The organism is Nocardia amamiensis (genome assembly GCF_015477605.1).
In the GTDB taxonomy this organism is placed as follows: Bacteria; Actinomycetota; Actinomycetes; order Mycobacteriales; family Mycobacteriaceae; genus Nocardia; species Nocardia amamiensis_A.
Genome location: NZ_JADLQX010000015.1, coordinates 92,304 through 115,561 on the forward strand (window position 1 = coordinate 92,304; position 23,258 = coordinate 115,561).

Consider the following 23,258-nt stretch of genomic DNA (forward strand, 5'->3'; position numbering starts at 1 on the left):
GCGGTCGAAGCGTGCCATATGGGTGAAGCCGGGACTGCCCACAGAGGACGTCCCGGCCTGGCGTCGAATGGGCGCGGAACCTACCGCGCCGCGGTCACTGCTGACCGGCCTGCTGTTCGGCGAGTTGCTTGCGCACCTCGTCCATGTCCAGCGCCTTGACCTGGGTCACCAGATCCTCGAGCGCGGCGGGAGGCAGCGCGCCGGGCTGCGCGAACACGAGCACGCCCTCCCGGAAGGCCATGATGGTCGGGATCGAGCGGATGTTGGCGGCCGCCGCGAGGCCCTGCTCGGCTTCGGTGTCGACCTTGCCGTGCACCACGTCGGGGTGCTTGTCGGAGGAGGCCTCGAAGGTCGGTGCGAAACTCTTGCACGGGCCGCACCAATCAGCCCAGAAATCGACGAGTACCACGTCGTTCCCGGTGACTACCTCGTCGAAATTCTGCTGGGTCAGCGTCTGGGTGGCCATGACGTCCTCTCGTTTCGGTGTGCCAGCTATAACGCGGGCTGCCTCGGTTATCTTCCACGGCGGATCCGGCCGACCGGCCACTCGCGCCGCTGATCACCATCCCATCGACGGATACCCAGCACGGTCGCCGGAAAATCCCGGTCCCGCGCGACGGCGTGGATCGCCTCCCCGAGCTGGTTCGGCGGCACCCGCCTGGCCAGCGTGATGTGCGGTGTCCAGGCGTCCGGATGCAGATTGGCCGGAATGCCGGGACAGGGCGAGATCGTGTGGAATATCCGCCGATGCAGTGCGAGCAGCGGCTCGGATGGCACCACCAGCCGCACCAGGATGGGGCGGCGCGCCCCGAAGACCACCAGCCCGCCGAGCCGGACCGAGATCGGCGAGAAGGCCTGCTCGTCCAACGCCTGCTCGATGCGCGGCCAGACCTGCTTGGCCACCGCGGCGGTGATGTGCGGGCGATTGGCTTCGTCGGTGCGCGCCGCCAAGCTCGACACGCCGGCCTCGGCCAGCATCCGCCACTGCCGGCGGATCTCCGCGTCAGCGGCGTCATCGAGGAGTAGTTCGACCGACTGCACCATGGTCTCCCGAAGGTAACCGCATCGGGTGCCTCCGCGGGCCGGTTCCGCTGTCGGGGCGCCGCGGCGGGAGGATGGTCCGGTGAACGACGCGAACAAACCCCGGGCGGCGCTGCGGCTGGGCCTGATCGACGGCGACGGCATCGGGCCCGAAGTGGTGCGCTCCGCCAGGCAGGTGGTCGACGAGGCGCTGTCGGCGGTCGGCGCGGCGCCGGTCGAATGGGTGCCGCTGGCGATGGGACACCGCGCCATCGCCGAATTCGGGAACCCGCTGCCCGAGCAGACGCTCGACGCGCTCGACGGCGTGGACGGCTGGATTCTCGGCCCGCACGACAACGCGTCTTATCCCGCCGAACATCGCGCCGCGGTCGCGCCGGGCGGCGCGATCCGCAAACGCTTCGACCTGTACGCCAATATTCGCCCGGCGCGGGCGTTTCCGAGTGTGCACGCGACAGCGCCGGACATCGATCTGGTGATCGTCCGGGAGAACAGCGAGGGCTTCTACGCCGATCGCAACATGTTCGCGGGCACCGGCGAGTTCCGGCCGACACCGGACATCGCGATGTCCGTCGGCCTGGTGACCCGCGCCGCCTGCGAGCGGATCGCCCATCAGGCGTTCCGGCTGGCCGCAACTCGGCGCAAGCGGGTGACCATCGTGCACAAGGCCAACGTGCTGCCGCTGACCATGGGGTTGTTCCGGGACGTCTGCTATGAGGTGGCGCAGTCCTATCCGGGTGTCGAGGTCGGCGACGAGCATGTCGACGCGGCCGCCGCGCACCTGGTCCGCGCCGCCGCGGACTACGACGTGCTGGTCACCGAGAATCTGTTCGGCGACATCCTCTCCGACCTGGCCGGGGAGTTGAGCGGCTCGCTGGGACTGGCCGCGTCGCTGAACTGTTCGGCGACCAGGGCCATGGCGCAAGCCGTGCACGGTGCCGCCCCCACCCTGGCCGGACGCAATCGCGCGAACCCGGCCGCGCTGCAGCTGTCGTCGGCGATGCTGTTGCGGTGGTTGGCGGCCAGGGACGCGGAAGCGGCATTCGCCCAGGCGGGCGAGCGGATCGAGCGGGCCGTCGCCGCGACGTTCGAGGTCGGCGTCGCGACCGCCGACCTGGGTGGGCTGGCTTCGACGAGTGAATTCACCGAGCAGGTGTGCGCCAGGGTGCACCGCAGGTAGCTGTGCGGGTGCCCGCATCCCAAAGCCGCTGGTCACCGAGCGAGCGGGTAGGGTGTCGCGGCGATGTACCGGCACGTGGGCGCCAGGGCACTTCACAACGACTTCGTGTCGCTGTTCCGGCACTGCCCAGCGCGAACCGTCCCGGTCGCTTAGATTGCCAAACGGGTGGTGACACCCGGGTTGCGTATAACCGAAATGTGGAGGGCTGCTGTGTCTGATCGATCGTTTCTCGGCAGGCGCGCCCTGCGAGGCGCACTGGGTGTGCTCGCCGCGGGCGCACTGGTGCTGACGGGCTGTACCACGAACACCGAGGAGTCCGGACCCTCGGTGCCCAAGGTGCAAGTGGACAAGGTCGACGAGATCGCCGCGCAACTCCCCGACAAGATCAAGCAGTCCGGCAAGCTCGTCATCGGCGTGAACATCCCCTACCAGCCCAACGAGTACAAGGACGCCAGCGGCCGGATCGTCGGCTTCGACGTGGACCTGATGGACGCGGTCGCGAGCGTGCTCGGCGTCAAGGCGGAATACGTCGAGTCGGCCTTCGAGAAGATCATCCCCGCGATCCAGGCGGGCACCTACGACGTGGGCATGTCCTCGATCACCGACTCCAAGGAACGCGAGCAGCAGGTCGACTTCACCACTTACTTCAACGCGGGCATCCAGTGGGCCCAGCAGAAGGGCAAGCCGGTCGACCCGGAGAACGCGTGCGGCAAGAAGGTCGCGGTGCAGGCCACCACCGTGGAGCACACCGACGAGGTGCCCGCCAAGAGCGCCAAGTGCGTCGCCGAGGGCAAGCCCGCCATCGATATCAAGCCGTTCGACGAGCAGAGCGCCGCGACCAACGCGCTGGTGCTCGGTCAGGTCGACGCCATGTCGGCCGACTCCCCGGTGACGGCGTATGCGATCAAGCAGAGCGACGGCAAGATCGAGACCGCAGGCGCGGTGTTCGATTCCGCGCCGTACGGCTGGGCGGTGCCCAAGGGCGCGCCGCTGGCCGCGGTGTTGCAGAAGGCGGTCCAGCACCTGATCGACAACGGTAAGTACCTCGAGATCACCAGGAACTGGGGTGTCCAGGACGGCGCCATCACAAAGTCCGTGATCAACGGCGCCGTGAGCTGATCGATGACCGACAACGACACCCGGCCCGCGCCCGGCGATCCCGGGCCGGGCAGGGCGGACTCGACGGGGGAGCCGGAGCCGATCAAAGCGGTTCCGCTGCGCAGGCCCGGTCGCTGGATAGCGGCGGCGGTCATCCTCGTCTTGGTGGCGCTATTCGTGTACGGCGCCGCGACCAACCCGGCGTACCGCTGGGATACCTACGGGAAGTACTTGTTCGACAGCCGGATCACCGCCGGTGCCATCGTGACGCTGGAATTGACCGTGCTGGCGATGGCCATGGCCATCCTGCTCGGCACGGTGCTGGCCGTGATGCGACTGTCGCCGAACCCGGTCCTGCGGGCCTCGGCGTGGGTGTACCTGTGGATCTTCCGCGGCACTCCGGTGTTCGTGCAGTTGGTGTTCTGGGGGCTGTTCCCCTCGCTGTACCGGCAGATCCACCTCGGCGTTCCGTTCGGGCCGCAGTTCTTCGAGCTCGACGTGCAGGGGCTGCAAGCGGCGTTCACCTTCGCCGTGATCGGTCTCGGCCTGAACGAAGCCGCCTATATGGCCGAGATCGTCCGGGCCGGCATCAATTCGGTCGGTGAAGGGCAGCGCGAAGCGTCCATCGCACTCGGCATGTCCTGGAGTCAGACCATGCGAAGGACGGTGCTGCCGCAGGCCATGCGGGTGATCATTCCGCCCACCGGCAACGAGCTCATCGGCATGCTGAAGACCACCGCGCTGGTCACCGCCATCCCGTTGAGCACCGACCTCTACGGCCGGGCACGCGATATCTACGGCGTGAATTTCCAGCCGATTCCGCTGCTGCTGGTCACCGCCACCTGGTATCTGGCGATCACCAGCGTGCTGATGGTCGGGCAGTACTATCTGGAGCGCTACTACTCGCGCGGCGTCTCCCGGCAGCTGACGGCCAAGCAGCTGCAGGAACTCGCCGACGCCCAAGCGGTGGTGAAGGCGAAATGAGCACCGATATCGGAAAGACCACACCGCCGCCGATGATCGTCGCGGATCAGGTGTGCAAGAACTTCGGTGCGCTGCGGGTGCTCAACGGCGTCTCGCTCGAAGTGGGCCGCGGCGAAGTGCTGTGCGTGATCGGGCCGTCCGGCTCGGGCAAGTCCACTTTCCTGCGCTGCATCAACCACCTCGAGCAGGTGAACGCGGGCAGGCTGTACGTCGACGGCGAGCTGGTCGGCTACCGGGAGAAGAACGGCAAGCTCTATGAGCTGCATCCGCGCGACGCGGCCAAGCAGCGCCGCGAGATCGGCATGGTGTTCCAGCACTTCAACCTGTTCCCGCACCGGACCGCGCTGGAGAACGTCATCGAGGCGCCCACGCAGGTCAAGAAGGTCCGCATGGCGGAGGCGGTGACCAGGGCGCGGGACCTGCTGGACCGGGTCGGCTTGGCCGAGAAGGCGAACGCCTACCCGGCGCAGCTGTCCGGCGGCCAGCAGCAGCGCGTGGCCATCGCCCGCGCGCTGGCCATGGACCCGAAGCTCATGCTGTTCGACGAGCCCACCTCCGCGCTGGACCCGGAGCTGGTCGGCGAGGTGCTCACCGTGATGCGGGAACTCGCGGAGTCGGGCATGACGATGGTCGTGGTCACCCACGAGATGGGTTTCGCGCGGGAGGTCGCCGACCAGCTGGTCTTCATGGACGGCGGCGTGGTCGTGGAAGCGGGGCCGCCCCGCGAACTGCTGGCGAACCCGCGGCATGAGCGCACCAAGGCGTTCCTCTCCCGGCTGCTCTGAGCGGGCCGGTCGCTCGTCCCGTTACGCCTCTGCCCGCAAAGCGATTCGCAGCTGACCGAGCAGCACCTTGGCCGCCGGGCTGCCCGGATGATCGGTGCGCCAGGCCAGCGCGAGCTGTCCGCGGAGTTCCGGCTCGACGATGCGCACGGTCCGCACGCCGAAGGCCGTGGCCTCCGGTGTGGTGAGCGCGGGCACCACGGCGACGCCGAGGCCGCGCGCGGCCAGTCGCAGCAGCAGCGGAGGTGCGGCCGCCTCGTAGGCGATGCTGGGCTCGAAGCCCGCCGCGGTGCACGCACGCTGGAACACCCCGCGAATGCCGGTGCCAGGGGGCAGGCAGATCAGCGGACGGTCGCGCAGCGCGTCGAGCGGAATCTCGGCGTCGTAGTCGCGGTCCGCCGCCGGGACAGCGGCCACCACCGCCGTGTCCAGCACCACGTCGATGCCGATGCCGGGATCCGGTTCCGCGCCGCTCAGCCCGACCAACGCGATATCCAGCTCGCCTCGGCCCAGGGCGGCGAGCATCCGCTCGGAGGTGTCCTCGCTGAGGCTGATGCCGACCTGCGGATGGTCGTCGTGGAAATCGGCGAGCACGGCGGCGACATCGAATTCCTCGACCGCCGCGCCCGAGATGAGGCCGACCCGGACCTGTCCACGCAGCAAGCCGGTGAACTCGTCCACGGTCTGGGTGATCCGCTCGGCAGCGGCAAGCGCCGCTTCCGCGTGCCGCAGCACGGCGGCGCCGACCTCGGTGAGCGTCACCGTGCGCCCGCCGCGGTCGAGCAGCGGCTGGCCGAGTTCGCGTTCCAGTTGCCGGATCTGCGCGCTGAGCCCGGGCTGGGCCAGATGCAGCCGGGCCGCGGCGCGGGTGAAGCTCGCCTCCCGCGCGACCGTGACGAAGTAGCGAAGCTGGCGCAGTTCCATAACTGTTGATTCTAGATTCTAGAAGAACTATCTGTTTTACTTCTTCTCGGCGGGAGAGCATCGTCGGAGTCATGGGAAACAACGCCACACAGACCATCGACCTCGAGGCCTTCACCGGCCCGGTCTTCCGTCCGGGCGCGCCGGACTATGACGCGGAGGTCGCCGGTTTCCAGACCGCCTACACCCACCGGCCCGCACTGATCGTCGGCGCGGTACACGCCGAGGACGTGCGCGCCGCGGTGGAATACGCCGCCCGCCACGACCTTCCGATCGCCGTGCAAGCCACCGGGCACGGGCTGTCGGTCGCCGCCGACGGGGGAGTGCTCATCAGCACGCGCCGGATGACCCGCATCCGGATCGACCCGGCGAGCCGGATCGCGCGCATCGGCGCGGGGGTGCGCGCGGGCGCGCTGGTCGAGGCGGCGGCCCAGCACGGGCTTGCGCCGCTGAACGGTTCGTCGCCCTCGGTCGGCGTGGTGGGTTACCTGCTCGGCGGCGGGCTCGGGCTGCTCGCCCGGCAATTCGGGTATGCCGCCGAGCACGTGCGGGCGATCGAGCTGGTCACCGCCGACGGCAGAATGCGGACGCTGACGCCGGGGGACGCGCTGTTCGGCGCCGTGCTCGGCAGCGGAGGCAACTTCGGCATCGTCACGGCGCTGGACGTCGAGCTGGTTCCGCTCACCGAGGTGTACGGCGGGCAATTGGTGTTCGGTACACCGCTGGTCGAACCAGCGCTGGACGCGTGGCGGCGCTGGACCGCGACCGTGCCGGACGAGCTGACTTCGACGGTCACCATGCTCGCCTTCCCGGACATCCCGCAGGTGCCCGAGCCGCTGCGCGGGCGGTACGTCGCTTCCATCCGGATCGCCTTCACCGGCTCGGCCGAGGAAGGCGAGCGCTTGGTCGCGCCGCTGCGCGCGGTCGGCGACCGGCTCGAAGACAACCTGCGCGCGATGCCCTACACCGAGTCGCACACCATCCATAGCGATCCCGACCATCCGCACGCCTACGCGGCGACCAACGCGCTGCTCGGCACATTCACCGCGGACGCGGCCGCCGCGCTGCTGGCCGCCGCCGGTCCGGACTCCGGCGCGGGGGCGGTCATCGACGTCCGTCATCTCGGCGGGGCGTTGGCTCGTCCGGACGACGCCGGAATCGCGGTGGACCACCGTGCGGCCGATTACCTCGTGCGGATCATCACCGGGCCCGAAGACGCCGCGACCCAGGCCGGGATCCGTGCCGCGCTGGAGCCGTGGGCGCTGGGGCACAGCCTGAATTTCCTCTACGGCGCCGGCAACGAAGCCGACGAGGCGCAGACCCGCGCGGGCTATCGGCCCGAGACCTACGCACGGCTGGCCGCGCTCAAAGCCGAGCACGACCCGCGCAACCTGTTCCGCTTCAACCGCAATATCCGGCCCGCCCGCTGACGCCCGTCTCGCCGTCGCGCTCTGGTCGGCGCGGCGGCGAGATGCTATCTTCGTGATATCACTCTGATATTGGGAGGATGTCATGCAGTTTCGCTCCGCGTTCCGCGCCAACGGCTTTCTGGTGCTGTTGGCCTGGTTCGTGCTCACGGGGGTGTTCGGTGGCGCCGCGGCGCTCGGTTTCGTCACGGGAGCCAAGGACGGCAACGCGCTCGCTATCGGCGGCGCGGTGGCCGCGACGGTCGTCGTGGTTGTCCTGCTGTTGCTCGCGACCGGGCTGACCGTGGTGAACCCGAACGAGGCCAAGGTGGTCCAGTTCTTCGGCCGCTACGTCGGTTCGGTGAGCGAGCCGGGGTTCTTCTCGGTGCTCCCGTTGACCGACCGCAAGAGCATCTCGCTGCGCGTGCGCAACTTCGAGACCCAGAAGCTCAAGGTCAACGACGCCGACGGCAACCCGGTGGAGATCGCCGCCGTGGTGGTCTACCGAGTGGTGGACAGCTTCAAGGCCGCCTTCGCCGTCGACGACTACGAGGAGTACGTCGAGACCCAGTCCGAGGCGGCGGTCCGCCATCTGGCCACCACGCACCCCTACGACGCGCACGACGACGACCGCACCAGCCTGCGCGACGGCGCCGAGGTCGCCGAGGAACTCACCGTCGAACTGCGGGAGCGCACCGAGATGGCGGGCATCGAGGTGCTGGAGGCCAGGATCACCCATCTCGCCTACGCGCCCGAGATCGCCCAGGCCATGCTGGTTCGCCAGCAGGCCGCCCAGGTGGTCGCCGCGCGCACCCGGATCGTCGAGGGCGCGGTCGGCATGGTCGGCCTCGCGCTGGAGCGGCTCGCCCAGGAGGGCATGGTGGAACTGGACGAGGAGCGCAAGGCGGCGATGGTGTCGAACCTGCTCGTCGTGCTCTGCGGTGATCGTCCGACCCAGCCCGTCGTCAACGCCGGTTCGCTCTACTCCTGAGGCGGGCTGCCCATGGCTGAGCGCAAGAAGCTGCTGCTACGCCTGGACCCGGCCGTCCACGACGCCATCGCGAAGTGGGCGGCCGACGACCTGCGCAGTATCAACGCCCAGATCGAGTACGCGCTGCGCCTGGCGCTGGAACAGGCCGGGCGCAAACCGAAAAGCGGTGACGGAACCGCGTCGGCCGGGGCGAGCGAGTGACGCAGCGGCATCGGCGCTCGACCTGTCCCGTTCTGATGCGCACATTCCCGGTCCGGACCGAAAATACCCGCGATGGCGGCTGGTGCCCGACCTCCACGGCGCGAAGACTGGTTATCAGCAACCTTCCAGCGGCCCGCATCGAAAGGGGAGTCCGATGACCACGACAGTGCACGTCGACAACACCGTGCGCGACTACGACGCGTGGAAGACCATGTTCGATGGTCTGGAACAGTTCCGCGCCGACGCCGGAGCCCGTACCTGCCGGGTGGAGCGGTTCACGCACAACCCGAACCGGGTGCTCATCGACCTGGATTTCGACACCGCGGCGGCGGCCGAAGCCTTCCGGGACGAACTGCACAAGATCACCCACAGTGCGCAGGCGCAGGCGATGCTGGTCTCTCACGAGGTCTCCATCCTCGAGCTGGTCGACGAGCACCACCCCTCCTCGCTTACGGCTTCCTAGTCACGAAGATGGCGGTGCCGGGGAACAGCTCGCCGCGCAGCGGGCTCCACTGACCCCACTCGCGTTCGAGCCATTCCGGCCACTCCGGCTCGACGATGTCCTCCACGACCAGTCCCGCCGCGACGATCTCCCGCACCCGGTCCCCGATGGTCCGGTGGTGCTCGACGTAGGTGGGCACGCCGTCGGCGTCCACCTCGACATACGGGGTGCGGTCGAAGTACGGGATGGTGGCGGTAAGGCCGGCCGGGCCGGGATCGTCCGGGAAGATCCAGCGCATCGGGTGATTCACCGAGAACACCCACCGTCCGCCCGCGCGCAACACCCGGGCCACCTCCCGCATGACCAGCGCCGAGTCGGCGACGAACGGCACCGCGCCGAACGCCGAGCAAGCCAGATCGAACGACGCGTCGGCGAACGGAAGGGCCTCCGCGTCCGCCTGCACCAGCGGCACCCGCGGGCCGCCGCGGGCCATGACCGCCTGCCCGCGCTCCAGCATCCCGCGCGACAAATCCAGTCCCACCGGCCGTGCGCCCTGCCCGGCCAGCCACCGTGAGCACGGCGCCGAGCCGCAGCCGATCTCCAGGACCACCTTGCCCGCCACGTCGCCGAGGAAACGCATATCGCCCTCGTGCAGACCCTCCGGGCACCACACGAACTCGCCGCCGGGGGAGTCCACACCGAGGAACTCCGCGTGCGTCTCGTGGTACTGGGCGGCGTCGGCATCCCACCAGCGCCGGCTGGCCAGCCGGCTGGCCGGCGATCCGATCCGGGTCCGAGTCGTGCTTGCCGTTCCGAGCAGTGCGTTTGCTTGCGCATGGCGATCTTCCGACACGCCGATCAGACTATCGGCGTGCCGACCCGACCGGTTTGCCCGGCCGGACCAAGGTCGCGTACGCTGAACGCGCGAGTGTCTTCCGTACAACCGTACCGAAGTTCAACCCGTGCTGAGTTTCACGCGCGCTGCGTGCGGTACGTTCCTAAGTGTCCGTCTTCACACCTCGCGGTGAGATCGCAGCGTACCGAAAGTTCCAATGTCCGCAACCGACCACAATCCGTCCGGAGCAAACCGACACATGCCCACCACCGTCACCTCGCCGCAGGTAGCCGTCAACGACATCGGCTCCGCCGAGGATTTCCTCGCCGCCATCGACGCCACGATCAAGTACTTCAACGACGGCGACATCGTCGAAGGAACCATCGTCAAGGTCGATCGTGACGAGGTCCTGCTCGACATCGGTTACAAGACCGAAGGCGTCATCCCCTCTCGCGAGCTCTCCATCAAGCACGATGTCGACCCCAACGAGGTCGTTTCCGTGGGTGATGAGGTCGAGGCGCTTGTTCTCACCAAGGAGGACAAGGAAGGCCGCCTGATCCTGTCGAAGAAGCGGGCGCAGTACGAGCGTGCGTGGGGCACCATCGAGGAGCTCAAGGAGAAGGACGAGGCCGTCAAGGGCACCGTCATCGAGGTCGTCAAGGGCGGCCTGATCCTCGACATCGGCCTGCGCGGCTTCCTGCCCGCCTCCCTGGTCGAGATGCGCCGGGTGCGCGATCTGCAGCCGTACGTCGGCAAGGAGATCGAAGCCAAGATCATCGAGCTGGACAAGAACCGCAACAACGTCGTGCTGTCGCGGCGCGCCTGGCTGGAGCAGACCCAGTCCGAGGTCCGCAGCGAGTTCCTGCACCAGCTGCAGAAGGGCCAGGTCCGCAAGGGTGTGGTCTCCTCGATCGTCAACTTCGGCGCGTTCGTCGACCTGGGCGGCGTGGACGGTCTGGTGCACGTCTCCGAGCTGTCCTGGAAGCACATCGACCACCCGTCCGAGGTCGTCGAGGTCGGCAACGAGGTCACCGTCGAGGTGCTCGACGTCGATCTGGACCGCGAGCGCGTCTCGCTGTCGCTCAAGGCGACCCAGGAAGACCCGTGGCGGCAGTTCGCCCGCACTCACGCGATCGGCCAGATCGTGCCGGGCAAGGTCACCAAGCTCGTTCCGTTCGGCGCGTTCGTTCGCGTCGAGGAGGGCATCGAGGGCCTGGTGCACATCTCCGAGCTGGCCGAGCGCCACGTCGAGGTGCCGGACCAGGTCGTCGCGGTCGGCGACGACGCGATGGTCAAGGTCATCGACATCGACCTGGAGCGTCGCCGGATCTCGCTGAGCCTCAAGCAGGCCAACGAGGACTACCACGCCGAGTTCGACCCGTCGAAGTACGGCATGGCCGACAGCTACGACGAGCAGGGCAACTACATCTTCCCCGAGGGCTTCGACCCGGAGACCAACGAGTGGCTCGAAGGCTTCGAGAAGCAGCGCGAGGAGTGGGAAGGCCGCTACGCCGAGGCGGAGCGCCGCCACAAGATGCACACCGCGCAGATGGAGAAGATGGCGGCCGACGCCGCGGCCGAGGCCGCGAACGGCGGCGGCGCGTCGAACTACTCCTCCGAGAGCGGTGCGCAGTCCTCCGCCAACCAGGCCGAGCCCGCCGGCGGTTCGCTGGCCAGCGACGCCCAGCTGGCGGCCCTGCGGGAGAAGCTCTCCGGCAACGCCTGATCGGCAACGACTGAACGACTGCGCCCCAGCCGGAATCCCGGGTGGGGCGCAGTCGTCTTTCGATCAGCGCTCGCAGCGCTCGGCGGCGTGCTCATGCCGCGAGGTTCTCCTGCTACCGCGACGGACTTGCGGTCCTCCGGCGGGCGGTTGTGCCGCTTCGTGTGGCGCCACCAGCTGAGCCGTCGTGAGCGCGACGACCTGGATTTGCTCGAGCCGCAGTCCGAGCGTGGCCAGCCGGGCGATGACGCCCAGCCGATGTTCCGGTAATCCGGGCCGGATCACCAGCGGATCCCGCTGCGGACCGCACAGGACGTACGTCCGGCGCTCAGCGTCGAATCGCACGGGCACGCCGTCCCGGATGGCCCGGTAAGCGTCCAGGTCCAGCGTGCTGTGCCGGACCGGGTCGATCATCAGCGACTCGATGGACCGCTCCGCCTGCCGCAGAAACGGCTCCTGCTCGGATGGGTCCAAGTGCTCGACCCGCTGGGCGACGCGCCACCGGTAGTCCTCCGCCGCGGGGCGCAACAGAGACCGGTGTCGCTCGATCTCCACCGCGAAGGCCACGAATTCTTCGTGGTCCGCGGCGAATCGGTCGGGCGTCGAAGCATGGACCTCGGGCATAGTGCCCCCTATCTATCAGGTTGCGGATTACTTTGCGTGGCAACCAGATCGACGTCCGACGCGTTTTATTGTGCCGGAGGGGTCCGACAGAAATCATTGCCGCGAGCGCGACAGGGCTCGGCGGCCGGAGTGATCCCCGCTCAGTAGCCGACGGTGAAGCGGCGCTGGATGAATCGGGGTTGCTCGGCTTCGTCGAGGAGGGCGACAGCAACGTCCTCCGCGGAGATGTCCGCACCGCCCACGAGCAGTTGGTCGCCTCCGATGCGGAAGCGACCCGTGCGCGCGCCGGGATTGATCCGGCCCGACGATGGGCTGAGGTACGTCCAGTTGCGATTGGACAGGCGGTAGACGTTCAAGGCATCGCGCAATGCGCGCACCACTTCGGCGTATTCCGCCGGTACGTCCAGCACCTCGGTGAGGGTGCGGATGAAATCGTCTCCGGTATCGAGCAGCTGGACCGCTGGTGCGACCTCCAAGCTGCCCGCGCCGCCCACCGCGATCAGGCGTACCCGCGGTTGCCGGTGGAGCGCGGCGACCATCGCCTGCGCGCCGACGACGAAATCGCCTGCGTTGGCGATGGTGTCCGGGATCCCGTGTCCCGCGTTCACCGCGCTCACGACGACGTCGAGACCCGCGATGGCCTCGGCGATGCTGTCGGCATTCAGCCAGTCGGCCACCGCCCATGTCTCCGGTCCCCGTCCTGCGGGGATCCGCGCGGCGTCGCGCGTGAAGGCGGTGACCCGATGCCCCCGTTGCAATGCTTCGGTGACGACGCGCGAACCGATGACGCCCGTCGCCCCGAATACCCCGATCTCCACACTTACTCCCTACGCATAGTTCATTTACTACACGCCGTTCAGTAACGACACGGCTGATAGTAGTCAAACGCTGTAGAGTGTCAACCGTGGCCGAGATCGTGAGGAGTCGCCGGGAACGTCTGCGCGCGCAGACCTTGGTGGACATCAAGACGATCGCGATGAACCTGCTGGCCGAGGGCGGGCCGGACGCGATCTCGTTGCGCGCCATCGCGCGTGAGATGGGGATGACGGCGGGCGCCGTCTACGGCTACTACGCCACCCGCGACGACCTGATCTCCACGCTCATCTCCGACGTCTACACCGCATTGGTCGACCGCCTCGAAGCGGCGCGCGACGCCGTGCCCGCCGAAGACCCGGCCGGACGCATCGTGGCCTGGGGAGAAGCGGTGCGCGACTGGGCGATCGAGCGACCGGCCGAATTCCGGCTCATCTATGGCGACCCGGTGCCGGGCTATCAGCCGCCACCCGGCGGCCCCGCCGCTGCGGCCGAAATGCGCGCCTGCACCGGCTTGGTGGGTCTCGCGGCGGCTGCCTGGCCGCATGCCGCGCAGCGGCAGACCATGAGTGAGTGTGCGTGGTCGGACTTCGACGCGAACCTGACCGAGCACGTTCGGTCCGAATTTCCGGCGCTGCCCCCGGACGCGCTGGCTCTCGCGTTGCGCATGTGGGGCCGGATGCACGGCCTGATCGCTCTCGAAGTGTACGGTCATCTGCGGCCCCAATCACAAGCTCCCGCAAAGCTTTTCCGCGCCGAGATGCTGGACCTGGTCGGCTCGCTCGGGCTGTAGGCCCGAGCCGCCTGATTGGTGGCAGATCGCATTCGTGATCAGGCGAGGGCCCCGACAGGCCTTTGGCTGGGCCTGTCGAATGCTTGTCGGCGTCCTTCCGCGGGGCGATGCTCTTGATTCTGTATGTAACGATCCCTACAGTGCGAGTATGGCGAAGAAGCCCAGGGCCGAGGCGGAGAACAAGAGCGCACCGTCGAGGGAGCAATTTCTCGACGTGGCGGAACGGCTGATGAGCGAACGCGGATATGCGGGCACGTCGGTGTCGGCTATCTGCAAGGAAGTCGGTGTCGCGGCCACCTCGCTGTACTGGCATTTCGGCAGCAAGGAGGGGTTGCTTGCCGCGGTGATGGAACGCGGGGCAGCCCGCTGGTTCGCGTCGCTGCCGCGCTGGGACGACCTTCCTGGCGATGCCGGCGAGCGTGCGGCGCAGGTGCGGCGTCGCGGCGCGACCGCCGTCACCGGCCATCCCCTCTTTCTGCGCCTGTTCTACCTGCTGGCGCTGGAGGGTGCTGCGGACGAAGTGGCCGCCGAACTGGTCCAGCGGGTGCGCGAGCGCGCGCGGAGCTACTTCGCCGAGGCGATCAACGGGATGCTGGCGGACGCGGCCGAACCCGAGATCGCGCGGCGCGCCTCCGAGGAACTGGCGCGGTTCGCCGTCGCGTTCTCCGACGGCTGCTTCTTCGCGACGCAGCTCGAACCCGGCGACGCCGATTTGCAGATCATGTACGGCGATCTGCTCACCGCGCTGTGGGCGCTCGCGCCCGCCGCGCTCGCGCGCGCCCACCGCACGAAAGACATGACAGCCCAGGAGCGTAGCGAGCGAACGATGGACACAGCCGAGCCGTCGCTCGTGCCGGAGCCGAGCGCCGGCGAGGTGCGGTCATGAGCGACCAGCGCACAGTGTTGATCACCGGTGGCACGGGCAGCCTCGGTTTCCGGACCGCCGAAGCGATTCTCCGGGACCCGGATCGGGTCGTCGTGATCACCGGCCGGGGCGCCGACGCGGTGAACGCGGCCGCGGCTCGGCTCGGCGACCGGGCCGTGGGAATGTCCCTCGATCTGGCTTCGCTGCCCGCTGTTAGGCGTTTCGCCCGCGGGTTCGGCGAGTTGGGGTTGCCACCGCTGCACGCGATCGTCTGCAATGCGGGTACCCAGATCGTGTCGGGCGCCGTGCGCACCGTCGATGGCATCGAGCAGACCTTCGCGGTCAACCACCTCGCACACTTCCTGCTGGTGCGCGAACTGCTGCCGACCATGGCCACGCCGGGACGAATCGTGTTCGTCGCCAGCGACACTCACGACCCGGCGAAGCCCACCGGTATGCCGCGGCCGGTCTACACGACGGCATGGGATCTCGCTCATCCGGACGACTCCGATACGGTAGGCCCCGGCCTTGCCGGTCGCCGCCGGTACACCACGTCCAAGCTCTGCAACGTTCTGGCGACCTATGAATTCGCCCGGTATCTCGACACCGGGACGGTTCCGCCGGCCGTCACGGTGAACGCTTTCGATCCGGGTCTCATGCCGGGTACCGGGCTCGGCCGGGATTATCGCGGAATCCAAGGATGGGCATGGCGCTATCTACTTCCCGCCCTGACGATCATCCCGGGAATCAATGTTCATACCCCCCGCCGTTCGGCTGCCGCACTGGCTCGACTCGTGCTCGCACCTGAATTGGCCGGGACGACCGGGCGATATTTCTCCGGTCGACGGGAGATCGAGTCCTCAGCCGAGTCCTATGACATCGCCAAAGGCGAGGATTTGTGGAAAACCAGCGTGGAAATCATCGAAAAGTTGTAATACGCGCGACGCAGGCCGCCGCGCACAGCAGAGTGGCCCAGCCTTGGCGAGAGGCTGGGCCACTTCGAACATCGGGGGTTCAGCTGGCTGTGGCAGGTACCCAGCGGACCGCGGGTGCGGTCGCGCGCTTCCGCGTGGCGGCGAAACTGTGCCGTGCGGGACTGATGAACGCGGTGAACCAAGAGCGACGGTGCTCGGCGAGCGCCGCCGCCACAGCAGGGATACGAATGCAGTGCACTCGCCCCGCCTTACCCAGGCGGTGGCGACCCGTCTGGTTGATTCTGGTGCCCAATGTTGTTCCTTTGCTTTGCTGGTGTCGGCCTGGTTCGCCACGGCGAAGATTAGCCGAACGAAAGTGGCCGCCAAAGTATTTTGCGCGAGTAATTGCCTCGGCGTGTCGGAAACTCGGCCCGCCGAACCGGAAACCTCCGGAATTGTTGCGAATCGGTCTCGGCGTAGTCACGGATCGGGCAAATGGCGGCAGAAGTGGTGGAATGCGCGGCGGCATTGGGTAACCGGGCTGATTGCCGTCCATCGGGCCCGTTGGCACGCTCGGGGCGCCGGGCGGTACGCCTTCGGCGGCCGGATCGGGGCGGCGCAGGCACCAGTGGCTGCCGGGTGCAAGACTGGTCGAATGTTACGAATCGGCCTCACCGGAGGCATGGGAGCGGGCAAGTCGACGGTGGCCCAGGTCCTCGCGGACCTCGGCGCGGTGATCATCGACTCCGATCTGATCGCCAGGGAGGTGGTCGCGCCGGATACCGAGGGCCTCGCGGCGCTGGTCGAGGCGTTCGGCGCCGATATTCTCACCGCGGACGGAGGTCTCGACCGTCCCGCATTGGCCGCCAAGGCTTTCGGTGACGACGCCGCACGCGCGAAACTGAATTCGATTACCCACCCGCTGGTCGGAAAGCGCACCGCGGAATTGATCGCCGCGGCGCCGCCGGACGCTATTGTCGTGCAAGATATTCCGCTTTTGGTGGAAAACGGTCTCGCGCCGCTGATGAATCTCGTTCTCGTCGTGGATGTCGACGCCGAAACGCGCGTCCGCCGCTTGGTCGAATTTCGGGGTGTCGCCGAAGCCGATGCCCGAGCGCGTATTTCGGCGCAGGCCACCGACGAGCAACGCCGAGCCGTTGCCGATGTGTTGCTGGACAACAGTGGCGCGCCCGGCGAGGTCGAGGCCGAGGTGCGCGGGTTGTGGGCGCAGCGGTTGGTGCCGTTCGAGCGCAACCTGCGGACCGGGACCACGGCGCGACGCACCGAGTTGCGGATCGTGCCCGCGAACCCGGACTGGCCGGCGCAGGCGCAGCGGCTGATCGCCCGGCTGTGGGTGGCCTGCGGCGCCGCCGCGTCCCGGATCGACCACATCGGCTCGACTTCGGTGCCGGGGCTGCCCGCCAAGGACGTGATCGATCTGCAGATCACGGTCCGCGATATGGCGGCTGCCGACGGCCTGCGTGATGCGCTCGGCGCCGCGGGATTCCCGGTTCGGCCGGAGACCACCCAGGACAATCCGAAACCGACGCCGCAGGACCCGGCGGGTGTCGACACCGCGCTGTGGACCAAGCGATTCCATCAGAACGCCGACCCGGGCCGGTTGGCCAACGTGCATATACGGGCCGAGGGCTCGCCCGGTCAGCAGTACGCCCTGCTGCTGCGCGACTGGCTGCGCGACGACGCCGCCGCCCGCGCTGAGTATCTCGCGGTGAAACGGGAAGGCGAGGCCAAGGCCGCGGGGCTGGCCGGTGCGGAGGCGACCTCGGCCTACCTCGCGGTCAAGGAGCCGTGGTTCGACGCCGCCTATCCGCGAGCCGTGGCCTGGCGGGACCGCTAGAGCCGAAGCAGCGCGGCGAGTCGGTCCAGGCTCTGTGCCCAGCCGTCCTCGGCGCCGTCCTCCGCGCTGAGCGGGCCAGGTGCGAGCAGGTGCAAGGACACGCTGGTCTTGCCATCGTGGGTCTCGGCGAAGGTCACGGTGACGACGGATTCGGGCGTCACGCTTTCCTTGCCCGTCGGATCGCTCCACGTGAACACCAGGCGCTCAGGTGCGACGATCTCGCGGAACACGCCCGCGGTCGGATAGCTGCTGCCGTCGGCGTCGGACACCAGCACAGCGTCGTATCTGCCGCCGACCCGCGGCTCGACGACGATCCGGTCGCGCGGCGCGGAAAAGCCTTGCGGCCCGGCCCATTCGGTGAGCTGGTCCGGGTCCACCCAGGCTTGGAAGACCAGCTCGCGTGGTGCGTCGAAGACGCGGACGATGGTGAATTCGCGGTCGCTCATGGTCGGGTCGTCTCCTCGTGGGCGGGGTGCGGCGCGGGGGCCGGCGGTTCCTTCATCCATTCGGGCGCTCGTTCGGGGTAGCGGGTCCGGAAGTCCATCAGGCCGACCCAGGTCGGGCGCACCGCGATGCGCTCCATCCGGGGTGCCAGATCGGACAGGAAGTCCAGGTACTCGGCGACCTGCTCGGATCCCCCTTTCCGCATCGCCGCGGCGTACTCGGGCAGCAGCCCGTCCGCTTCGCCGACTTCGGCGCGCCCGCGGATCAGGAGGACCTCCGGTGGGACGCCGTCGGTGTCGATGGTGATCGCGACATCGGGGCGGGTGCGCAGCAGCCGCGAGCGCTTCGAGGGCGCGAAGCCGGCCATCACGAGTTCGGTTCCGTTCCACCAGAAGTTGACCGGAATTACGCGGGGTGTGCCGTCGGCGGCGGTGAAGGCGAGGCGCGCGGGGAGATCCGCGGCGAGCAAGCGCTGGGCGAGTTCGGTACCGAGCAGGCGCAAGTCGCCTTGCGGCAGGTCGAGGAGGTCGGTCATATCGAGCGGTCCTTCTTCTGTATCCGGTGCAGGTGTTCGTCGAGGCGGTCGAAGCGGGCATCCCAGAACTTCCGGTAGCGGTCCAGCCAGTCGGTCGCCGCTCCGAGCGGCGCGGCGTCCAGGCGGCACGGGCGCCACTGGGCGTTGCGGCCGCGGGTGACGAGCCCGGCGCGTTCGAGCACCTTCAGATGCTTGGAAATCGCGGGCAGGCTCATCGCGAACGGCTCCGCTAGTTCGCCGACGGTGGCTTCGCCCTCGGCCAGCCGGGCGAGGATCGCCCGGCGGGTCGGGTCGGCCAAGGCGGCGAAGGTTCGACTGAGGGCATCGTCCGTCATGACTTCATTTAACCAGCTAGCTAATTAACTTGCTGGTTAAATACTGGGCCCGATGTAGAGCCGTGTCAAGCGGTTCGTGACATTCCTGGGCGGACGGCGTTACAGCCAGGTCAGGTTGATGTCCATGGACTCCATCCAGCCCTCGAAGGTGTGGCCGTTGGCGGCGATGCCATCGATGGCCGCCGTCGCGTGCTGCACGGCGGCCTCGGCCTCGGCGAGGGTGACCAGTCCGGCGGCGTGCGCGGCGAACAGTTCGTCGACGTCCAGCAGCTGGGTTTCGCGCGACGAGCGCACCACGATGTCGAGATAGTGGTCGACGGACTTCCACTTCTTCGGCGCGACCACGGTGAATTCCCCGACGTCGAGGTAGTAGTCCTGGTCGCGCCGATGTGCGGGGAGGTAGTGGAAGACGGTCGCGCGGAGGAACAGCTTCGGCAGCAGCCAGGACTCGATGTAGTGGAACTGCGGATGATCCGAGGTGCGCGCCATGTACAGGCCCCACGGCTCGACGTGGTATCGCTCGACCGGGCGTACGAAGCCTTTCGGGTCCGTGTTGGTCAGGTCCGCGATATTGAAGTACTCGACTTTGGGCCGGTGCACGTCGACGGAAGGTGCCTGCGTCATGCATCAAGAATCTACCGCCGCCCCGACCACGTCGAGCCGGACGCGGTAATCGGCCGGCTACATCCAGCTGAGCGTGATGCCGCGGGTGGCGAGCCAGTCCTCCACGCTGTGATCGTGCGCCGCCAGTGCGTCCAGTACCGCCGTGGCGCGGTCGAAGGCGCCATGCGCCTGCGCCGTGTCGACCAGCCCGGCGGCGTGCGCGGCCAGCAGCTCGTCGACGCCGAGCAGTTCGGCGGGGCGGCCGCGGCGCACGACGATGTCCAGGTAGTGGTCCACCGACTTCCAGCGCTTGGGGCCGATGCGGCTGAACTCGCCGACGTCCAGGCGATAACCGGGGTCCCGATGGTGTGCCGGGTTCGGCCGGGCGACCGAGACGCGCAGCGAGAGTCCCGGCAGCAACCAGGATTCGAGATAGTGCGAATCGGGGCCGCCGACCATGCGCCCCATGTACAGGCCCCACGGTTCGACGTGGAAGCGTTCGACCGGCCGGACGAATCCCTTGGCGTCGGTATTGGTGAGCTCGGCGAGATTGAAGTACTCGACCCTGGGCCGGTGCGGCGCCGGAGTGGCCGGCTCGGCAGGCCCCGGTGGTGCGGTCGTGGTGGCACTGGACATGGCGGGCACCATCGTGCGGAGATCTCTGGCGACGTATCCGGCAAGACCGGTGACGGCGGGTGCGGCGACGAGTAAGGGAAGCAAACCGCTCATGACTGCGCCTCGCTCCGCTCGGCTCCGTCATGCGCGGTGCGCGCCGTGTTGATGATTCGCTCGCTTCGCTCGCTCATGGTTCATCCTTCAACATCCGAACAACCCCGTCAGGCTACACCCGGGGCGAGGCGTTCGCGGGGTTCCCGATAAAGTGTTCTCGAACACGAAACATGTTGCGGTAACGGACATTTCGGACACGTAACCGATTGCGCCCAGAGTGCTGGCGACAGCTGTGAGAACACCTCGCGACGGTGGGATCGCGGCGCATCTCGTCCACACCGAGGGTTGCGAAATGCGGCCGATGCCGGGCTGCCCGTAATGCCGCCCCGGGCGCTATGGCCGCGCGACAGCGGGCCGCCCGCGTCATCGGATCGGGCGGATTCGCCGCCGGAGGAATCTGTCGGTGGCTGGGCCTAGGCTGGTGAACATGGCATTCGCAACCGAGATTCCGGCGGAGGGCTACGAGGACCGGGCCGCGGAGCACCCGCTCGCGCGCTCGGAGTTCCGCCCGGTCGGCGAGATCGAGCGCGTCGGCGGCCGGTTCGAGGTGGTCAGCGAGCATCAGCCGGCCGGTGACCAGCCTGCCGCGATCGCTGAGCTGGAGCGCAGGATCACGGCGGGGGAACGCGACGTGGTGCTGCTCGGGGCCACCGGCACCGGCAAATCGGCCACCACGGCCTGGCTGATCGAGCGGCTGCAGCGGCCGACCCTGGTGATGGCGCCGAACAAGACGCTGGCCGCCCAGCTGGCCAACGAACTGCGCGAGATGCTGCCGAACAACGCCGTCGAGTACTTCGTCTCCTACTACGACTACTACCAACCCGAGGCGTATATCGCCCAGACCGACACCTACATCGAGAAGGACAGCTCGATCAACGACGACGTCGAGCGGCTGCGCCATTCGGCGACCTCCAGCCTGCTGTCCCGGCGCGACGTGGTGGTGGTCGCGTCGGTGTCGTGCATCTACGGCCTCGGCACGCCGCAGTCGTATCTGGATCGGTCGGTGCAGTTGGAGGTGGGCACCGAGATCGACCGGGACGCGCTGCTGCGGCTGCTGGTCGACGTGCAGTACACCCGCAACGACATGGCGTTCACCCGCGGCTCGTTCCGGGTGCGCGGCGACACCGTGGAGATCATTCCGTCCTACGAGGAACTCGCGGTCCGCATCGAGTTCTTCGGTGACGAGATCGAGGCGCTGTACTACCTGCACCCGCTCACCGGCGACGTGGTCCGCCAGGTCCACACGCTGCGGATCTTCCCGGCTACCCACTACGTGGCCGGGCCGGAGCGGATGGAGCGCGCGGTGCGCGATATCGAGGCCGAACTCGAGGAGCGGCTCGCCGAACTGGAGCGCCAGGGCAAATTGCTCGAGGCGCAGCGGCTGCGCATGCGCACCCAATACGACCTGGAGATGATCCGGCAGGTCGGGTTCTGCTCCGGCATCGAGAACTATTCGCGCCACATCGACGGACGCGCGGCCGGTTCGGCTCCCGCCACGCTGCTGGACTACTTCCCGGAGGATTTCCTGCTCGTCATCGACGAGTCACACAACACCGTCCCGCAGATCGGCGGCATGTACGAGGGCGACATGTCCCGCAAGCGCAACCTGGTGGAGTACGGGTTCCGCCTGCCGTCCGCGGTGGACAACCGGCCGCTCACCTGGGAGGAGTTCGCCGACCGCATCGGTCAGACGGTCTATCTGTCGGCCACGCCCGGCCCGTACGAGCTGGGGCAGACCGGCGGCGAGGTGGTCGAGCAGGTCATCCGGCCGACCGGCTTGGTCGATCCCAAGGTGGTGGTCAAACCGACCAAGGGCCAGATCGACGACCTGATCCACGAGATCCGGGAACGCACCGAGCGCGACGAGCGGGTTCTGGTCACCACGCTCACCAAGAAGATGGCCGAGGATCTCACCGACTATCTGCTCGGGCTCGGCATCCGGGTGCGCTATCTGCACTCGGAGATCGACACCCTGCGCCGCGTCGAATTGCTGCGGCAGTTGCGGCTCGGCGAATACGACGTGCTGGTGGGCATCAACCTGCTGCGCGAGGGTCTCGATCTGCCCGAGGTGTCGCTGGTGGCGATCCTCGACGCGGACAAGGAGGGGTTCCTGCGCAGCACCACGGCGCTGATCCAGACGATCGGACGTGCCGCGCGCAACGTCTCCGGCGAAGTGCACATGTACGCGGACAAGGTCACCGACTCCATGCGGTACGCCATCGATGAGACCGAACGCCGCCGGGCGAAGCAGGTCGCCTACAACGAGGAGATGGGCATCGATCCGAAGCCGTTGCGCAAGAAGATCGCCGACATCCTCGACCAGGTGTACCGGGAGGCCGACGAGACCGAGGTGGAGGTCGGCGGCTCGGGCCGCAATGTCAGCCGCGGCAGGCGTGCCCAAGGCGAGCCCGGCCGGGCGGTCAGCGCGGGAGTGTACGAAGGCCGCGACGTCAAGTCGATGCCGCGTGCCGAACTCGCCGATCTCGTCAAAGAGCTCACCGATCAGATGATGAACGCGGCCAGGGAGTTGCAGTTCGAACTCGCCGGCCGGTTGCGCGACGAGATCGCGGACCTCAAGAAGGAATTGCGCGGCATGGACGCCGCCGGATTGAGTTGAGTTGCGTCGCACCGGCGGCGGCGGGGCCATCAGGCCTGGCTGGCCATCCATTCGTTGACCCGGCGCTCGGCTTCCTCGCGCGAGACGTCCTCGACTTTGGTGAGCACCGCCCAGCGGTGGCCGAAGGGATCGATGATCACGCCGTAACGATCGCCGGTCACGAAGGTCTGCGGTTCCTCGGCACTGCGGGCGCCGTGCTCGACGGCGCGCCGCACGACCGCGTCGACGTCGGGGCAGTAGTGCACGATCGAGGTGTGCACCCACTCACCGTTCGGGGCGAGCACGCCGTTGTCCGGGATCGGCATCCCCAGTTGCAGCGTCGAGTCGCCGATCTTCAGCTCCGCGTGCGCGGGCTGGCCGTCGGGCAGGTCGTTGCGGCCGATCACCTCGGCCCCGAAGACGGCGGTGTAGAAATCAATGGCTTTGTTGCCGTCACCGACAGCGAGAAAGCAGGTGATCGAGTGGTAGCCGTCGGCGATGGGATTCACTGTGTTCGTCATGATCACAACTTTTGTCGATCGTGGTCG

General features: G+C 68.0%; 27 protein-coding genes. 14 read left to right on the forward strand and 13 right to left on the reverse strand.

What is annotated here, in order from left to right; translation table 11 throughout:
• Positions 1-94: 94 nt before the first annotated feature.
• Positions 95-466, reverse strand: coding sequence for a thioredoxin (gene trxA / locus IU459_RS20635; protein ID WP_040777328.1), 372 nt, complete (start codon positions 464-466; stop codon positions 95-97).
• A 47-nt stretch (positions 467-513) separates the two neighbouring features.
• Positions 514-1,044, reverse strand: a complete 531-nt coding sequence (locus tag IU459_RS20640; RefSeq protein ID WP_195131188.1) for a 2'-5' RNA ligase family protein — start codon at positions 1,042-1,044, stop codon at positions 514-516.
• 79 nt (positions 1,045-1,123) lie between these two features.
• Here IU459_RS20640 and IU459_RS20645 point away from each other — a divergent pair, with 79 nt between their 5' ends.
• From IU459_RS20645 to IU459_RS20660, 4 genes are all read left to right on the forward strand, one after another.
• Complete coding sequence (locus tag IU459_RS20645; RefSeq protein ID WP_324198954.1) at positions 1,124-2,218, forward strand: isocitrate/isopropylmalate dehydrogenase family protein; 1,095 nt, start codon at positions 1,124-1,126, stop codon at positions 2,216-2,218.
• Between the two features lie 195 nt (positions 2,219-2,413).
• A complete protein-coding gene (locus IU459_RS20650) occupies positions 2,414-3,337 on the forward strand; it encodes an ABC transporter substrate-binding protein (RefSeq protein WP_195131189.1) in 924 nt (307 codons plus the stop codon).
• Positions 3,338-3,340: 3 nt separating this feature from the next.
• A complete protein-coding gene (locus IU459_RS20655) occupies positions 3,341-4,300 on the forward strand; it encodes an amino acid ABC transporter permease (RefSeq protein ID WP_195131190.1) in 960 nt (319 codons plus the stop codon).
• Between the two features lie 32 nt (positions 4,301-4,332).
• A complete protein-coding gene (locus tag IU459_RS20660) occupies positions 4,333-5,085 on the forward strand; it encodes an amino acid ABC transporter ATP-binding protein (protein ID WP_195131289.1) in 753 nt (250 codons plus the stop codon).
• 21 nt (positions 5,086-5,106) lie between these two features.
• Here the strand turns inward: IU459_RS20660 and IU459_RS20665 are convergent, their stop codons facing one another.
• The gene (locus IU459_RS20665) at positions 5,107-6,006 is read right to left on the reverse strand and encodes a LysR family transcriptional regulator (RefSeq protein ID WP_195131191.1); all 900 of its coding nucleotides are present in this window, start codon (positions 6,004-6,006) and stop codon (positions 5,107-5,109) included.
• Positions 6,007-6,077: 71 nt separating this feature from the next.
• Between IU459_RS20665 and IU459_RS20670 the strand changes: the two genes are divergently transcribed.
• The 4 genes from IU459_RS20670 to IU459_RS20685 all read left to right on the forward strand — a co-directional run bounded on the left by IU459_RS20670 (position 6,078) and on the right by IU459_RS20685 (position 9,064).
• Positions 6,078-7,433, forward strand: coding sequence for an FAD-binding oxidoreductase (locus IU459_RS20670; protein ID WP_195131192.1), 1,356 nt, complete (start codon positions 6,078-6,080; stop codon positions 7,431-7,433).
• An 82-nt stretch (positions 7,434-7,515) separates the two neighbouring features.
• Entirely contained in the window at positions 7,516-8,400 is an 885-nt protein-coding gene (locus IU459_RS20675) for an SPFH domain-containing protein (RefSeq protein ID WP_195131193.1), read from the forward strand.
• A 12-nt stretch (positions 8,401-8,412) separates the two neighbouring features.
• Positions 8,413-8,601, forward strand: a complete 189-nt coding sequence (locus IU459_RS20680) for a hypothetical protein (RefSeq protein WP_195131194.1) — start codon at positions 8,413-8,415, stop codon at positions 8,599-8,601.
• A gap of 154 nt (positions 8,602-8,755) precedes the next feature.
• Complete coding sequence (locus tag IU459_RS20685) at positions 8,756-9,064, forward strand: hypothetical protein (RefSeq protein ID WP_195131195.1); 309 nt, start codon at positions 8,756-8,758, stop codon at positions 9,062-9,064.
• Here IU459_RS20685 and IU459_RS20690 read toward each other — a convergent pair.
• Positions 9,051-9,896 (reverse strand): class I SAM-dependent methyltransferase, encoded by an 846-nt coding sequence (locus IU459_RS20690; RefSeq protein WP_195131196.1) that lies wholly within the window; start codon positions 9,894-9,896, stop codon positions 9,051-9,053. The genes IU459_RS20685 and IU459_RS20690 overlap by 14 nt on opposite strands.
• 241 nt (positions 9,897-10,137) lie before the next feature.
• Between IU459_RS20690 and rpsA the strand changes: the two genes are divergently transcribed.
• On the forward strand, positions 10,138-11,604 hold the full coding sequence (rpsA, locus tag IU459_RS20695; RefSeq protein ID WP_195131197.1) for a 30S ribosomal protein S1: 1,467 nt from the start codon (positions 10,138-10,140) through the stop codon (positions 11,602-11,604).
• Between the two features lie 63 nt (positions 11,605-11,667).
• On the opposite strand, the gene IU459_RS20700 is transcribed toward rpsA, so the two are convergent.
• Both IU459_RS20700 and IU459_RS20705 read right to left on the reverse strand, forming a co-directional pair.
• Positions 11,668-12,225, reverse strand: coding sequence for a hypothetical protein (locus IU459_RS20700; RefSeq protein WP_195131198.1), 558 nt, complete (start codon positions 12,223-12,225; stop codon positions 11,668-11,670).
• Positions 12,226-12,365: 140 nt separating this feature from the next.
• Positions 12,366-13,043 (reverse strand): NAD(P)-dependent oxidoreductase, encoded by a 678-nt coding sequence (locus IU459_RS20705; protein WP_195131199.1) that lies wholly within the window; start codon positions 13,041-13,043, stop codon positions 12,366-12,368.
• Positions 13,044-13,129: 86 nt separating this feature from the next.
• Here IU459_RS20705 and IU459_RS20710 point away from each other — a divergent pair, with 86 nt between their 5' ends.
• The 3 genes from IU459_RS20710 (at position 13,130) to IU459_RS20720 (ending at position 15,631) form a co-directional block, all read left to right on the forward strand.
• Positions 13,130-13,831: a TetR/AcrR family transcriptional regulator gene (locus IU459_RS20710; protein WP_324198956.1), complete on the forward strand. Its 702-nt coding sequence runs from the start codon at positions 13,130-13,132 to the stop codon at positions 13,829-13,831.
• Between the two features lie 148 nt (positions 13,832-13,979).
• Positions 13,980-14,717 carry a TetR/AcrR family transcriptional regulator gene (locus tag IU459_RS20715; RefSeq protein WP_195131200.1) on the forward strand — a complete coding sequence of 246 codons (738 nt, stop codon included), beginning with the start codon at positions 13,980-13,982 and terminating at the stop codon, positions 14,715-14,717.
• Positions 14,714-15,631, forward strand: coding sequence for an SDR family NAD(P)-dependent oxidoreductase (locus IU459_RS20720; protein WP_195131201.1), 918 nt, complete (start codon positions 14,714-14,716; stop codon positions 15,629-15,631). The genes IU459_RS20715 and IU459_RS20720 overlap by 4 nt, the downstream gene beginning before the upstream one ends.
• Positions 15,632-15,710: 79 nt before the next feature.
• Here IU459_RS20720 and IU459_RS38600 read toward each other — a convergent pair whose 3' ends face one another.
• Entirely contained in the window at positions 15,711-15,923 is a 213-nt protein-coding gene (locus IU459_RS38600) for a hypothetical protein (protein WP_067467476.1), read from the reverse strand.
• A 342-nt stretch (positions 15,924-16,265) separates the two neighbouring features.
• Here IU459_RS38600 and coaE point away from each other — a divergent pair, with 342 nt between their 5' ends.
• Positions 16,266-17,468, forward strand: coding sequence for a dephospho-CoA kinase (gene coaE / locus IU459_RS20725; protein ID WP_195131202.1), 1,203 nt, complete (start codon positions 16,266-16,268; stop codon positions 17,466-17,468).
• On the opposite strand, the gene IU459_RS20730 is transcribed toward coaE, so the two are convergent.
• The 5 genes from IU459_RS20730 to IU459_RS20750 form a co-directional block, all read right to left on the reverse strand.
• Positions 17,465-17,914 (reverse strand): SRPBCC family protein, encoded by a 450-nt coding sequence (locus IU459_RS20730; RefSeq protein ID WP_195131203.1) that lies wholly within the window; start codon positions 17,912-17,914, stop codon positions 17,465-17,467. The genes coaE and IU459_RS20730 overlap by 4 nt on opposite strands.
• Positions 17,911-18,447, reverse strand: coding sequence for a pyridoxamine 5'-phosphate oxidase family protein (locus tag IU459_RS20735; protein WP_195131204.1), 537 nt, complete (start codon positions 18,445-18,447; stop codon positions 17,911-17,913). The genes IU459_RS20730 and IU459_RS20735 overlap by 4 nt, the downstream gene beginning before the upstream one ends.
• Positions 18,444-18,782 (reverse strand): ArsR/SmtB family transcription factor, encoded by a 339-nt coding sequence (locus IU459_RS20740; RefSeq protein ID WP_195131205.1) that lies wholly within the window; start codon positions 18,780-18,782, stop codon positions 18,444-18,446. The genes IU459_RS20735 and IU459_RS20740 overlap by 4 nt, the downstream gene beginning before the upstream one ends.
• Positions 18,783-18,881: 99 nt before the next feature.
• Positions 18,882-19,406 (reverse strand): DUF402 domain-containing protein, encoded by a 525-nt coding sequence (locus IU459_RS20745; RefSeq protein WP_195131206.1) that lies wholly within the window; start codon positions 19,404-19,406, stop codon positions 18,882-18,884.
• A 57-nt stretch (positions 19,407-19,463) separates the two neighbouring features.
• Complete coding sequence (locus IU459_RS20750) at positions 19,464-20,114, reverse strand: DUF402 domain-containing protein (protein WP_195131207.1); 651 nt, start codon at positions 20,112-20,114, stop codon at positions 19,464-19,466.
• Positions 20,115-20,541: 427 nt separating this feature from the next.
• Between IU459_RS20750 and uvrB the strand changes: the two genes are divergently transcribed.
• Positions 20,542-22,731, forward strand: coding sequence for an excinuclease ABC subunit UvrB (uvrB, locus tag IU459_RS20755; protein ID WP_195131208.1), 2,190 nt, complete (start codon positions 20,542-20,544; stop codon positions 22,729-22,731).
• Between the two features lie 29 nt (positions 22,732-22,760).
• On the opposite strand, the gene IU459_RS20760 is transcribed toward uvrB, so the two are convergent.
• A complete protein-coding gene (locus tag IU459_RS20760) occupies positions 22,761-23,231 on the reverse strand; it encodes a VOC family protein (protein ID WP_195131209.1) in 471 nt (156 codons plus the stop codon).
• Positions 23,232-23,258 lie beyond the last annotated feature (27 nt).